This is a genomic window from Rhizobium sp. N621, assembly GCF_001664325.1.
Taxonomy (GTDB): domain Bacteria; phylum Pseudomonadota; class Alphaproteobacteria; order Rhizobiales; family Rhizobiaceae; genus Rhizobium; species Rhizobium esperanzae.
Genome location: NZ_CP013495.1, coordinates 1,879,616 through 1,893,467, shown reverse-complemented (window position 1 = coordinate 1,893,467; position 13,852 = coordinate 1,879,616). Strand labels below are relative to the sequence as shown.

The window sequence follows — 13,852 nt, the reverse complement described above, 5'->3', positions numbered from 1 at the left end:
CGCCTCAGGCCGCCCGTTCGATCTTGGTCAATCCGCCCATATAAGGCAGCAAAACGTCCGGAATCGTGACCGAACCATCCTCGTTCACATAATTTTCGAGGACAGCGATCAGGCAGCGGCCGACGGCAGTGCCGGAGCCGTTCAGCGTGTGGACGAACCTGTTGTTCTTATCGTCCTTGCCGCGGTAGCGGGCATTCATCCGGCGGGCCTGGAAATCACCACAGACCGAACAGGAGGAGATTTCGCGGAAGGCGTTCTGTCCCGGCAGCCAAACTTCGAGATCGTAGGTCTTGCGCGAGCCGAAGCCCATATCGCCGGTGCACAGCGTCATCGTGCGGAAGTGCAGGCCAAGGCGCTTCAGCACTTCTTCGGCGCAGGCGGTCATCCTTTCATGCTCGGCAATGGCGCTATCGGCATCGGTGATCGAGACGAGTTCGCATTTCCAGAACTGGTGCTGGCGCAGCATGCCGCGGGTGTCGCGGCCGGCCGAGCCCGCTTCCGAGCGGAAGGACGGCGTCAATGCAGTGAAGCGCAGCGGCAGCTTTTCCTGGTCGAGGATTTCCTCGCGCACCAGATTGGTCAGCGTTACCTCGGCCGTCGGAATGAGATAGCGGCCATCGGTCGTCTTGAACAGATCCTCTTCGAACTTCGGCAGGCTGCCGGTGCCGAACACCGCTTCAGCGCGCACCATCAGCGGCGAGCTGACTTCGGTATAGCCGTGCTCGCGGGTGTGGAGATCGATCATGAACTGGCCGAGCGCGCGCTCGAGCCTGGCGAGCGGCCCGGTCAGCACGGTGAAGCGCGAGCCGGAGAGCTTGGCAGCGCGCTCGAAATCCATGTAGCCGAGCGCTTCGCCGATTTCGAAATGCTCCTTCGGCGTGTGGTTCCAACGCGGTTTTTCACCGACGATGCGGCTGACGGCATTGTCGTGCTCGTCCTTGCCGACAGGAACGTCGTCGAAAGGCACGTTCGGGATGCGCGAGAGAGCGTCGTTGAGTTCGGCCGTCAGCTGACGGTCCTCTTCCTCGATCGCCGGCAGCAGGTTCTTTAGTTCGGCGACCTCGGCCTTCAGCTTCTCGGCAAGCTCGACGTTCTTCTGGGCCATCGCTGCGCCGATCTCCTTGGAGGCCGCGTTGCGGCGGGAGAGCAGATCCTGCGCCTTTTGCACGGCCGCGCGGCGCTTTTCATCGAGGGCGACGAGACTTTGGGCCAGAGGCTCCGCGCCGCGCTTGGCAAGGGCGGCATCGAGCGCTTCGGGATTCTCACGGATCCATTTGATATCGAGCATCGTCGTTCCAGGTCGTTGCAACAGAAATGACCCGGCCAAAGCCTGACCGGGCCTCGACCGGATGAGACGGCGTCATAAAAGGGCTTCCGGATCGCCTCAGACGCTGTCGGTCTTGGCAACGTCCGCGGATCCGGTTTCCTTTTCGAGCGCCTGCCGGGCACGCTGGCGCTCCACGAGTCGCGCCGCATAGATGGAAATCTCGTAGAGAAGGATCGTTGGTAGCGCAAGACCGATCTGGGACATCGGATCCGGCGGTGTCAGCACGGCGGCGACGACGAAGGCGAGCACGATGGCGAACTTGCGCTTCTCGGCGAGCCATTGTGACGTCAGCAGACCCACGCGGGCAAGCAGGGTCGTGATGACGGGCAGCTGGAAGACGAGGCCGAAGGAGAAGACCAGCGTCATGATGAGGCTCAGATACTCCGAGACCTTCGGCATCAGCGAGATCGCCACCTCGTCATGACCCGGCGCCTGCTGCATCGACAGGAAGAACCACATGACCATCGGCGTGAAGAAGAAATAGACGAGCGCAGCCCCCATCAGGAACAGGACCGGCGACGCGATCAGGAACGGCAGGAAGGCCTGGCGCTCGTTCTTGTAGAGGCCGGGCGCCACGAACTTATAGACCTGGGCGGCAATGATCGGGAAAGCGACCACCAGGCCGCCGAACATCGCCACCTTGACCTGGGTAAAGAAGAACTCCTGGGGCGCGGTATAAATCAGCTGGGCCTTCTCGACGTCGAGATGCGCCCATTCCACGGCCGTCTTGTAGGGGATGACCAGATAGTTGAAGAGATGCTTGGCAAAAAAGAAGCATACAATGAAGGCGATGAAGAACGCCCCGATCGACCAGATCAGCCGCGTGCGCAGCTCCATCAGGTGCTCGATCAGCGGCTGCGGCTTGTCTTCGATGTCACCGCTCATGCCTCGTCCTTCTTCTTCGTCTGCGCCGGCTTCTTCGGCGTTGCAGGCTTCCTGACTGCCGCGGCCCGCTTTGGCTTTTCCACCGGTACGGCAACGGCTGCGGCAGCATCGACCTTGTCGGCAGCCTTGACGCGTGGCCTGCGCACGGCCTTCGGCTTGTCGGCGACGGTATCGGCCTGGGCAATCGCTGCTGCGACGGGCTCAGGCTGCGCAGGCGCCGGCACCAGGGGCGGCGTTTCCGGCAGGCTCATCGACGGCGTCGGGGCCGAGGCGGCAGCCGGCGGCACTTCGGTCTTATTTTCCGGAGCCGCAGTCGTCTTCTGCAAGTCGGCCTTGATCTCGTTGCCAATCTGGCGAAGCGGGTTCATCGCCTCGCGCAGGCTGTTGACCGGGTTGAGCTTCTGGGCGTCGCTGATTGTCTGGCGCACATCGTCAAGCTCGGCTTCGCGCAACGCTTCGTCGAACTGCGCCCGAAACTCACCTGCGACCTTGCGGGCGCGCTGCGTCATCTTGCCGAAAGCGCGCAGCATCGGCGGCAAATCCTTGGGACCGACAACGACGATCAGCACGACCGCGATGACCAAAAGCTCGGTCCAGCCAATATCGAACATGCAAGGCTCCTGGACGGGAAGCGCGGGGGCTGCGCTTTTTCCCGGACTTGATTACTTCGTTTCGTCGGCCTTGTGATCGACGGTCTTTGCCGTTTCCGGCGCGTCCTCGTCCGTCATGCCCTTCTTGAAGCTTTTGATGCCCTTGGCGACATCGCCCATCAGTTCCGGAATCTTGCCGCGACCGAACAACAACAGCACGATGACCAGAACGATCAGCCAGTGCCACATGCTAAGAGAACCCATCACTCTAACTCCCTGTTTCGATGTTCCCACGATGTAAGGATTTCTGACACCGTTTCCAACATCAAGCCCTTTGAACTGCGCTTAATGTCACGGTATCGCCCTTTATGACAAGCCACTGACCCGTCGAAAAATCGTGCGCACCATTGTTTTCGTCATGCATGGCAAAAGCAAGACGAAGTCCTTCAATCTTCGGAGGTAGAACGCGGGGCAAGCAACCCAAGTTCTTCGAGATCCATCTGGGTAATGGGGTCTTCGTCCTCGGTCAATTCGTCGTTCATCGACGGCGAGGGAATATTGAAGTTCGCCGGGATACGGCCAGACAGCAGGCCCGCTCCCTTCAATTCTTCGAGACCCGGCAGATCGCGCAATTCTTCCAGGCCGAAATGGTCGAGAAAATCGCGCGTCGTGCCCAAAGTCACCGGCCGGCCGGGCGTGCGCCGGCGGCCGCGAAACCGCACCCAACCGGCTTCCATCAGCACGTCGAGCGTGCCGCGCGAGGTCTGAACGCCGCGGATATCCTCGATCTCGGCACGCGTCACCGGCTGGTGATAGGCGATGATCGCGAGCACCTCCAGCGCGGCGCGCGACAGCTTCTTTACCTCATTGTCATCGCGGCGGATGACGAAGGAGAGATCGGCGGCGGTGCGGAAGGCCCAGGCGCCCTCGACCTGCACGAGATTGACGCCGCGTGGCGCGTATTGCTCTTTCAGGCGCAGCATGACCGCGCGCACGTCTGTGTCCCTGGGAAGGCGTTCGGCCAGGAAGCTTTCGGGGACCGGCTGCGAGGAGGCGAAAACCAAGGCTTCAGCGATGCGCTCGGCCTCGATCTCGGCCTGCAAGTCGCGGCCCTCGTCCCCGAAATCCTCGTCGTTCTCCAGATCGATCAAGCTGACCGCTCCTGTTCCACCACCTGCAAGGTGGCATGCTTCGGTCCGCGACGCATGTATATCGGCTGGAAGGCGCCATCCTGGCGGATTTCCAGCTTGCCCTCGCGCACCAGCTCCAGCGAGGCGGCAAAGGCGCTGGCGATCGCCGTGACACGTTCCTCGGGGGTTGCGAGATAACGCAGCAGATAGTGTTCCATCGCCGTCCAGTCGCCGACCTCGCCAATCATCTGGGTCAGCAGCTCGCGGGCATCGGTCAGGGACCAGACATTGCGCCTCTCGATCGTCACCTGGGTGATGGCGTGGCGCTGGCGCAGCGCCGCATAGGCGGTCAGGAGATCGTAGAGGCTTGCCGCATAGGCTGATTGCTGCCGGTCGGGAATATGCTCGGGCGCGCCGCGCGCGAAGACATCGCGGCCGAGACGGTTGCGGTTGACGAGGCCTTCCGCCGCCTGGCGCATGGCTTCGAGACGTTTCAGGCGGAAGGCAAGCGTTGCCGCCATCTCCTCGCCCGAGGGGCCATCATCCTTGACCTGCTGAGGAATGAGCAGCCGCGACTTGAGATAGGCAAGCCAGGCCGCCATAACGAGATAATCGGCGGCAAGCTCGATGCGGATGCGCCGAGCGCTTTCGACGAACTGCAGGTATTGTTCGGCGAGCGCCAGCACGGAAATGCGCGACAGGTCGACCTTCTGGTTGCGGGCGAGATAGAGCAGCAGGTCGAGCGGGCCTTCGAAACCGGCGACGTCGATCACCAGCGCCGGCTCGTGGCTGGCACGCTCGGCGCCGTTGTCTTGCCACAGCTTGTCCATCGGCGTTGCCGCCTGCGGACGTTCCGAGCCCTTGACCGTGCTCACCACCCTGCTCTCCTACGATCACACCGACACAAACATCGCCTCGAATTCCGCCCTCAACTCCGCCTCATCGGCAGCATCCGGAGCGGCAAAGCCTGCTTCCACCGCTTTTGCGCGGGCAAGCGAAAGACCGGTGAGCGGCGGAACATTTGCCACGACATCCCGCATCTCGTCCATATGGCCATTGCAATGCAGCACGATATCGCATCCTCCTGCAATGATATTCGCCGCCCGTTCACCGATCGTGCCGGAAAGAGCATTCATCGAACTGTCGTCGGAAAGCAGCAGACCGCCAAAACCGATGTGCTCGCGGATAACGCTGTCGATCACCTTGCGCGAGGTCGTCGCCGGATTGTCAGGGTCGATTGATGTGAAGACGAGATGGCAGGTCATTGCCATCAACTCGTCCTTCATCGCGATGAAAGGCGAGAAATCATGGGCCTCCAGCTCATCGCGCGAGACGGTGACGACAGGCAGCTCCAGATGTGAATCGGCAAAGCCGCGACCGTGGCCGGGCATATGCTTCATAACAGGCAGCAAGCCGCCGGCTTTCAGCCCCTCGCCCGCCGCCCGCCCCATTGCGATAACCGTCTTTGGATCGCCACCATAGGCGCGGTCGCCAATGACGTTGCTGCTGCCTTCGACCGGCACGTCGAGAACCGGCAGGCAATCGACATTGATGCCAAGGTTCGACAGGTCGAAGGCATGCAGGCGCGACATCACCCAGGCGGCGCGCAGCCCGAGCGCCGGGTCGCGGCGATAGACATCGCCGAGCGCCTGGCCTGAGGGATAACGCGGCAGAACCGGCGGACGGATGCGCTGGACGCGACCGCCCTCCTGATCGATCAGCACCGGCGCATGCCAGCCGACGCTGTCACGCAGTTCGGCGACGAGATCGGTGATCTGGCCCGCTTCGGAGATATTGCGCCCGAAGAGGATGAAGCCCCAGGGCCGTTCGTCCCGGTAAAAGGCCTTTTCTTCGGATGTGAGGGCAAGGCCACTGCAGCCAAGGATCATCGCTTTTGATTCGGTCATAGAAGAATCATAAACAGCGGCTGGCCAAATGCGAGCAAGCGCGGGCGCGATGCACAAAAAAGAGCGGCGGGCCGATCCGGCTCGCCGCTCTCATAACTCAATGGCCGATGTTATTTGGAGATCAGGCAGCTTCCGCCCGCTGCGCGATACTGTTCGCAGAGCGCAGCGGCCTCATCCTTGGAGCCGACCGGGATGCGGACACGGTAGAAAGTGCCCTTGCCGGCGATATCGGCCCTGCGGATCTCATGGGCGCGGCCGCCAAGCACGCCCGCGAATTTCTTCGACAGGTTTGCATAAGATTTATTCGCCTCGTCCTCCGAAGGCAGCGAAGCGATCTGGAGGCCGTAGCCGCCTGCGGATGCGGCTTGCTGCGGCTGGGCGGCGGCCGGCGTTGCCGAGGCGACCTGCGTCGGCTTCGGCTGCTGCGCGGGCGTGCGGACATTGCCCTTATCGGTAACAGTGCTAACGACGTTGACAGGCTGATCGGCCGGGCGGGCGATCGGAACCGGGGCCGTATCGGCGATTGTTGCCGTCTTGACCGGCCGTACCGGCGCATCGACCGGTGCGGGATTTGCCGCCTGCCCATCGGCACTTGCGGCAGGCGACGGCTGTGCCGGCGCGGTTTGAACTGGTGCTGCAGAACGCGCATCGGCGGAAGCAATCTCGGCGCTTGCCGGGAAGCTCGCAGCCGATCCGGCAGCCGGCGGCGCGATCGGGGCCGACTGCGCCGTCACTGACGGCATCGGCTGGGGAGGCGGCGCCGGCTGGTCGACCGGTGCGGACTCCTCGCGGGCGACCAGTGTGCCGTCAGGCTTGACGATCATCGTGCGGACCTTGCGCGGCGAAACGGATGGCGTCTTGTCGGCGTCACTTGCAGAAGCGTCGTCGGCGTTGGCGTGGTTCGGCAACAGACGCGGATCCTCCGTCTCGCCAACTGCGGTCGGCGTGACCCGATCATCAGCGCCGGCGCTCTCGTCATCTTCCGGCAATGCTTCCGGCGTCAAGGTGCGCTGGACAACATCGACCGGCGCCTCGTCCGAGGAGACGAGCGCCTTCTGCTTCGGCTCCTCGGCAGAACCCGCAACGCGGTCGTAGACGGCCTTATCCTGGTTCGGCACCGTCTTACCGCCGGGATTTTCCGGAACGACCTTGACCGGCTCCTTGTCGGCCGTGATCACACGCGGCTCGCCGGAAGAGACAATGCCGAGCCCTTCGCCGTTCCAGACGGAGGAATAGACGCCATAACCGACACCAGCGAAGACCACCAGCACGACGGCCCCGGCCAGCAGCCGGCGCATCGACCGGGCGCGGCTGAAATCAGCGGCCTGGCTTGCCGACTCGATGTGGACCTCGGAGGTCTCCCGGCGTTCGACCGGCTCGCGCACGCTGCGGCGGAAATCCTCCTCCAGCGCCCGTTCGAAATCGTCGAGACCGTCGGCAATGGTCGGCTTGACCGGCGTTGCCGCAGCGGCAGCCATATTACGGGCGGATGCCGCCGTTTGGCGCGGTTTGGCCGGCTCGAAAAAGCTCGCAATCTCTGCATCGAGATCGAAATCGAAATCCGCGGTTTTCGCGATCGGAGCGGGCTGCTCGACCGGCGGCAGCGCCGGCACATGCATGTCGTCCACCGTCTCGGGACGATCCTCCGGATCGGAGATCATCGCCGGATCGAAGGGCAGATCTTCGGTCGATTCAGCGGCGGACGCCTCTGCGGCAGGTGCCCAGTTGAAAGCCGGAGCCGGAGCTGGGGCCGGCTGCTCGGAAACCGGGGCCGGCGCGGGCTGCGCCGGGACAGTGGCCTGCGGGTACTCAGGCGTTGCCTGCTGGGGCGCGGCGGGCGCCGGCTGCGCCTTTGGCCGCGGCGCAGGCTCGGCTGCTTCGGAAAAATCGAGATCGGCAAGTTCCAGCTCGATACCGGCGAGGTCCAGTTCGAAATCGTGGCCCGCGAAGGGATCATCGGCTTCCGGCGCGGGCTGCGGCGCCCGTGAATAGGCCGTTGCGACAGGTCGGGGCTGCGTGACCGCGGCAGGCTGTGGCGCGACCGGCCTTGCGGCTTCGGCAGCATAGGCAGGCGCCATTTCGATCGGAGCGGACAGGATCGGCGCGGGCGCGATCGCCTTGGGCTGGACCGGTGCGGCAGCGACCGGGGCGACTTCGACGGGAGCGGGCTCCGGCACAGCCGGCGCCAGATTGGCGCGCTGCAATACCGGGCGGGGCACAGGATAGCGCGAGACGTCGGCCAGCAGGTCGTCGACATCGAAGGTGCCGGCGGTATGCGGAACTTCAGGTCCGACCTCGGTCAGCGCGGCATCGGCCTGGATCTCGCCGTCGATGGCGGCTGCAAGATCGAAACCGGCGTCGGAGCCGAACTCTTCCAGATCATCCTCGACTTCAACGAATTCCTCGGCTTCAGCAGTTTCTTGCGGCGCAATTGCCTCATCGTGGCGATCGAGCTCGGCGGGGAAGCCGAACGACGGCGTCGCGGATTCGAACTCCTCGGGAGGTTCGACAGCGGCAACGGGCGCCGACTGCTCGATAACGGGCTCCGGCTCCGACGAGGCAAGATCGGCAACCGCTGCTTCAGCCATCGGTTCAGCGACTGCTTCGGTCGCAGGCGCAGCGACTGCTTCGGGGGCCGGCTCGACAACCGTCACCGGCTCCTCACGTTTCGGGGCGTGGAAATTGGCGAGCGGCAGCCTGATGCTCGCAGCCGACCATTGCGGGGCTTTGGCGGACTGCGCCAGCGAAGAGACCGGCGCCGTACCGATCGACAATTCGAGTTCCTCGATCAGGTCGCGGGCGCCGCCGAAAGCGGTTTGAGCTGGCACCTCGGAAACAGGATCGACGGACAGCTGCTGCGGACCGGCCGCCCAGTCGGCAGCGGCAACGTCCCAGTTCCTTGCCGAAGGCTGGGCAGCTGCTTCTGCGGCGACGGGACCAACGGAGACGGGCTCCGGAACATCCACGCTTACGGCAGCGGGAGAAGCATCGAGAATGGGCTCGACATAGTCTTCGGAAGCGACGCCGTCGGAGATCGGCTCGGCCGGCCGATCGAGTTCGGCCAGCGGACGTGGTGAATCGTAGCGATCGAATTCCCGCCCGAGCTCATCCTCCAGATCGAAGGCAGGTTCGCGCCGGGCGGCGTCGCTTACGGTATTCGCTGCAACACGCGGCTCGAAACCGACGATCCGGGCAAGTTCGGCCAACGGATCGTCGTCGGCAAACAGATCGTCTTTTCCGCGCGTATCATACGCAAATTGTTTCTCAGCCATGCCTATCCCACTCGCAAACGCCAACGCTCAAATGCCAGCGCATTGTGGGTAAATGGTGACGTTATCGCATTTCGTCAGGTGCGGCAGTGCCTGTAATGGCAAGTCCCGACTTCAAAACCGACGCGACGGCGTACACCAGCCCAAGTCTGGCAATACTTGATTCTCGGTTTTTATCATTAACAAATCGTAATTCCGGCTGATCTTTACCTTTGTTCCAGTGCGCGTGGAACGCACTGGCGAGGTCGTAGAGGTAAAATGCGATGCGATGCGGCTCCTGCGACTGGGCTGCCGCCTCGACGATACGCGGGAATTCGGCAAGCTTGGCGACCAGCTGCAATTCGGCCGGATCGCCAATGCCTCCAACGGCTTTCGCAAGATCCTCGGGCGAAACATCGAGGCCGGGAAAAGCCTCTCTTGCCTGCCGGAAGACCGACATGCAGCGGGCATGCGCATACTGCACGTAAAAAACCGGATTATCCTTCGACTGCTCCGTCACCTTGGCGAAATCGAAGTCGAGTGGTTCGGAATTCTTGCGGTAAAGCATCATGAAGCGGACCGAATCACGGCCGACTTCCTCGACGACGTCCCGAAGCGTGACGAAATCGCCCGAACGTTTCGACATCTTCACCGGCTCACCGTTGCGATAGAGCTTGACGAGCTGGCAGAGCAGCACCGTCAGCTTCGCCTTACCCTCCGAAACGGCGCGTGCAACCGCTTCCAGGCGCTTGACGTAGCCGCCATGGTCGGCGCCAAGCACATAGATCATCTCGTCGAAACCACGATCGAACTTGTTCTTGAAGTAGGCGACGTCGGCGGCGAAATAGGTATAGGAGCCGTCCGACTTGATCAGCGGCCGATCCATGTCGTCGCCAACCTCGGTCGAGCGGAACAGCGTCTGCTCGCGATCTTCCCAGTCTTCAGGAAGCTGGCCCTTCGGCGGCGGCAGCGTGCCCTTGTAGACGTAACCCTTGAAGGTCAGGTCGTTGATCGCCGTGCGGATCGCCGCCGCTCCGTTGGCATGCAAAGTGCGCTCGGAAAAGAAGATGTCGTGATGGACGTTCAGCGCCGCCAGATCTTCCCGGATCATCACCATCATCGCGCTGATGGTGCGATCCTTGACGATCGGCATCCATTCCTCTTCCGGCATATTGTGCAGCCGGACGCCGTAATCGGCGGCAAGCGACTGGCCGACGGGCACGAGATAATCTCCGGGATAAAGGCCCGAAGGGATTTCGCCGATCCGTTCGCCGAGCGCTTCGCGATAACGCAGGAAGACCGAGCGGGCCAGCACGTCGATCTGCGAACCGGCATCGTTGATGTAATATTCCTTTTCGACGCCATAACCGGCAAAGGCAAGCAGGTTGGCGAGCGCATCGCCGACGACGGCACCGCGGCAATGACCGACATGCATCGGGCCGGTCGGATTGGCCGAGACATATTCGACATTGACCTTCCGGCCTTCACCGAGGCTCGAGCGGCCATAGTCAATGCCGGCGCCGATAATGGAAGCCAGCAGCCGCTGCCAATAGCCGACGGCGAGCCGGATGTTGATGAAACCGGGACCTGCCACGGAAACATCGGCGACGTCGGCATCCTCCTTAAGCTTGGCGATGATGACGTCGGCAAGGGAGCGAGGATTGGTGCCGAGCGGCTTTGCCAGCACCATCGCGGCGTTGGTCGCAACGTCGCCGTGACTCGCATCGCGCGGTGGTTCGACTGCGATGCGGCCGAAATCGAGTTCAGATCGCTTTTCCCTGACCAGATCGATCTGTTCAAGGGCGGTTTTGATCCTGGCTTCGAAGTCGGTAAAAAGGTTCATCGCACTCTTCCATGCATAGGCTGTGCCAAAGGCGCTAATCGGCCTTCGGCGGGCGACCGCTGCCTATCGCAAATCCGGAGTGTGGTCAAACAATCGCCTGTGGGCACTGATCGCATAGGTGTCGGTCATGCCGGCGAGGTAGTCGCCGACATGGCGAGCCTTCGGCGCATCGGCGAGCCCCGCGATATGATCGACCCAGTAATGGCTCTGCATCTCCTTGGGACTGGCCATGTAGGCGGCAAAGAGGTCCGTGACGATCTGGGCAGCACCGGCGCGGATGCGCATGATATCGGGATTGCGGTAGATGCGCTTGAAGAGCATCGCCTTAATCTGCCTGTCGGTTTCGGCCATCTCTTCGGAAAAGGTGGCGATAACCCCGTCGGCGCCGCGGATGTCGGCAGCACTCTCGGGACGAAGAAGGGCAAGGCGCTGCTGCGCGACGCCGATGACGTCCTCGACCATGCGGGTGATCTGGCGGCGCATGATCTCGTGGGTGAATCGGCTCGGTTCCAGATGCGGATAGCGCCCCCTCACCTCCGCCATCAACTCGGCAAGAAAGGGAATTTCCTCCAGCATGTCGAAACTCAGATAGCCGGAGCGCAGGCCGTCGTCGATATCATGGGTGTTATAGGCGATGTCGTCGGCGATCGCCGCGACCTGGGCTTCCAGGCTGGCATAAGTCGCGAGTTCGAGATCGTGCAATTCGCAATAATCGAGGATCGGCTGCGGAACCGGGCCCCGCGTGCCGGCCCCTTCCGGCGTCAGCAACGGACCATTGTGCTTGACGAGGCCTTCGAGGCTTTCCCATGTCAGATTGATGCCGTCGAATTCGGCATATCGCCGCTCCAGCTTGGTCACAATGCGCAGCGATTGGGCATTGTGGTCGAAGCCACCATAGGGCAGCAGCACCTCGTGCAGCGCGTCCTCGCCGGTGTGGCCGAACGGCGTGTGGCCGAAATCGTGCACCAGCGCCACGCCCTCGGCCAGATCCTCGTCGAGTTTCAGGGCGCGGGCAAGCGCACGGGCAATCTGCGCCACCTCGATCGTATGCGTCAGCCGAGTGCGGTAGTGATCGCCGTCCTGGGCGATGAAGACCTGGGTCTTGTGCTTCAGCCGGCGGAAGGCGGTGGTATGGACAATGCGGTCGCGGTCGCGTTGGAAATCGGAGCGAGTCGGACTGCTGTCTTCCGGATAGAGACGCCCACGCGTCGTCCACGGGTCGGCCGCATAGACCGCCCTCTCGCTGCCGCCGAAACCTAAAGCTCGCCTGTCAACCGTCATTCTTCACCGCCATTCTGCCTGTTGCCGCATCTGCCCATTGACGCCGCGTTGCCCTCTTCATACCTATAGCCCGACGAAACGGCAAAGCGGTGTTCGCCGACCGCTTCGGCGCATCATGGCCTTTTCGCAAAGATCATGGTAAGTTCCTTTGATATCAGGCATTTGAACATTCGAATGCCAAAACCCATTCTCTCCGGATCTTGACCCCGGCAGGAGGAAATATGACGGATACGAGTGTAACTCTTTCGGATGCCGCGGCAAAGCGTATCGCCGCCATCATCAGTGCTGAGGCCGGCAAGAGCGCGCTGCGCGTCTCCGTCGAAGGCGGCGGCTGTTCGGGCTTTTCCTACAAGTTCGACCTTGCCGACAGCGCTGAGGATGACGACGTCGTCGTCGAAAAGAACGACGCGAAGGTGCTGATCGACAGCCTGTCGCTCGTCTATATGGCAGGGTCCGAGATCGACTTCGTCGACAACCTGCTTGGCCAATCTTTTCAGATCAAGAACCCGAATGCGGTGGCAAGCTGCGGCTGCGGCACCAGCTTCTCGATCTGAATATCCGAACATACAGCGTTGTCCCCAACGACCGGCGGAAGAATTGCTTCCAGCCGGTTTATCGGCTTGTCCAGCGGCGAAAGACCGCGATAAAAGGAGCGCACTGAAGCGCGTCGCGATCTTTCAGATTCGCTTACCACGCTTTAGCTCTTTGATTTTCCGCGTGTCGTGAATCGCAAAAACCGCCGCACAGTTTTGCGCGACATGCCCTAGCGAACGGGACAGAGCATGAAGATCGCGACCTGGAACATCAACGGCGTCAAGGCGCGCATCGACAATCTCACACAATGGCTCAAGGATTCCGATCCCGATATCGTCTGCCTGCAGGAGATCAAGACGATCGACGAAGGCTTTCCCCGGCTGGAGATCGAAGCGCTCGGCTATCATGTCGAGACGCACGGCCAGAAGGGATTCAACGGCGTCGCGATCCTCTCCAAGACTTCACCTTTTGAAGTCAACCGCGGCCTGCCCGGCGACCCGCTGGACGAACAGGCGCGTTTCCTGGAAGCGGTGTTCACGCTGCCCGACACGCGCATCCTGCGCGTCTGCTGCATCTATCTCCCGAACGGCAATCCCGCCGACACCGAGAAATACTCCTATAAGCTCGCCTGGATGGAGCGTCTGAGGAGCTTTGCGGCCGAACGGCTGGCCTATGAAGAGATGCTGGTGCTTGCCGGCGATTACAACGTCATCCCCGAACCGCACGACTGCTTCGATCCCAGGGTCTGGGAAAGCGATGCGCTGTTTCTGCCGCAGACGCGGCAGGCATTCCGCAGACTTGAAAATCTCGGCTTGACCGATGCGGTGCGCGCGACGACGGACGCGACGCGTCTCTATTCCTTCTGGGATTATCAGGCAGGTGCATGGCCGAAGAACAACGGCATCCGCATCGACCACCTGCTGCTGTCACCGGAAGCGGCCGACCGGATGACGTCGGCGGCAATCGAAAAACATGTACGGGCCTGGGAAAAGCCGTCCGACCACGTACCGGTGATCGCCTATTTCGATTTCGCAGCCTGACATTCCGAGCCCATGGCTGCGCGTCATTTCAGGGGCGCGATGGAGATGCACCGTTGAATGCCGCGTG

General features: G+C 62.3%; 12 protein-coding genes. 2 read left to right on the top strand and 10 right to left on the bottom strand.

Annotated elements, in window-relative coordinates; genetic code table 11:
- Positions 1-4 precede the first annotated feature (4 nt).
- The 10 genes from serS to AMK00_RS09175 form a co-directional block, all read right to left on the bottom strand.
- A complete protein-coding gene (gene serS / locus AMK00_RS09220; RefSeq protein WP_064810191.1) occupies positions 5-1,288 on the bottom strand; it encodes a serine--tRNA ligase in 1,284 nt (427 codons plus the stop codon).
- A gap of 96 nt (positions 1,289-1,384) precedes the next feature.
- Complete coding sequence (gene tatC / locus AMK00_RS09215) at positions 1,385-2,212, bottom strand: twin-arginine translocase subunit TatC (RefSeq protein WP_064802115.1); 828 nt, start codon at positions 2,210-2,212, stop codon at positions 1,385-1,387.
- The gene (gene tatB / locus AMK00_RS09210) at positions 2,209-2,823 is read right to left on the bottom strand and encodes a Sec-independent protein translocase protein TatB (RefSeq protein WP_064810190.1); all 615 of its coding nucleotides are present in this window, start codon (positions 2,821-2,823) and stop codon (positions 2,209-2,211) included. Before tatB ends, tatC begins: the two co-directional genes overlap by 4 nt.
- Positions 2,824-2,874: 51 nt before the next feature.
- The gene (locus AMK00_RS09205) at positions 2,875-3,066 is read right to left on the bottom strand and encodes a twin-arginine translocase TatA/TatE family subunit (protein WP_011425113.1); all 192 of its coding nucleotides are present in this window, start codon (positions 3,064-3,066) and stop codon (positions 2,875-2,877) included.
- 182 nt (positions 3,067-3,248) lie between these two features.
- Positions 3,249-3,953, bottom strand: a complete 705-nt coding sequence (scpB, locus tag AMK00_RS09200) for an SMC-Scp complex subunit ScpB (RefSeq protein WP_064810189.1) — start codon at positions 3,951-3,953, stop codon at positions 3,249-3,251.
- Complete coding sequence (locus AMK00_RS09195) at positions 3,950-4,807, bottom strand: segregation and condensation protein A (RefSeq protein WP_064810188.1); 858 nt, start codon at positions 4,805-4,807, stop codon at positions 3,950-3,952. Before AMK00_RS09195 ends, scpB begins: the two co-directional genes overlap by 4 nt.
- Positions 4,808-4,825: 18 nt before the next feature.
- Positions 4,826-5,839, bottom strand: a complete 1,014-nt coding sequence (nagZ, locus tag AMK00_RS09190) for a beta-N-acetylhexosaminidase (RefSeq protein ID WP_064810187.1) — start codon at positions 5,837-5,839, stop codon at positions 4,826-4,828.
- Between the two features lie 110 nt (positions 5,840-5,949).
- On the bottom strand, positions 5,950-9,111 hold the full coding sequence (locus AMK00_RS09185) for an SPOR domain-containing protein (protein ID WP_064810186.1): 3,162 nt from the start codon (positions 9,109-9,111) through the stop codon (positions 5,950-5,952).
- Between the two features lie 61 nt (positions 9,112-9,172).
- Complete coding sequence (gene argS / locus AMK00_RS09180) at positions 9,173-10,930, bottom strand: arginine--tRNA ligase (protein WP_064810185.1); 1,758 nt, start codon at positions 10,928-10,930, stop codon at positions 9,173-9,175.
- 63 nt (positions 10,931-10,993) lie between these two features.
- On the bottom strand, positions 10,994-12,211 hold the full coding sequence (locus AMK00_RS09175; RefSeq protein ID WP_064810184.1) for a deoxyguanosinetriphosphate triphosphohydrolase: 1,218 nt from the start codon (positions 12,209-12,211) through the stop codon (positions 10,994-10,996).
- A 221-nt stretch (positions 12,212-12,432) separates the two neighbouring features.
- On the opposite strand from AMK00_RS09175, the gene erpA reads away from it, so the two are divergent.
- Both erpA and xth read left to right on the top strand, forming a co-directional pair.
- Entirely contained in the window at positions 12,433-12,765 is a 333-nt protein-coding gene (gene erpA, locus AMK00_RS09170; RefSeq protein ID WP_064810183.1) for an iron-sulfur cluster insertion protein ErpA, read from the top strand.
- Positions 12,766-12,993: 228 nt separating this feature from the next.
- Positions 12,994-13,785, top strand: a complete 792-nt coding sequence (gene xth, locus AMK00_RS09165) for an exodeoxyribonuclease III (protein ID WP_064810182.1) — start codon at positions 12,994-12,996, stop codon at positions 13,783-13,785.
- The last annotated feature ends 67 nt before the right edge of the window (positions 13,786-13,852 follow it).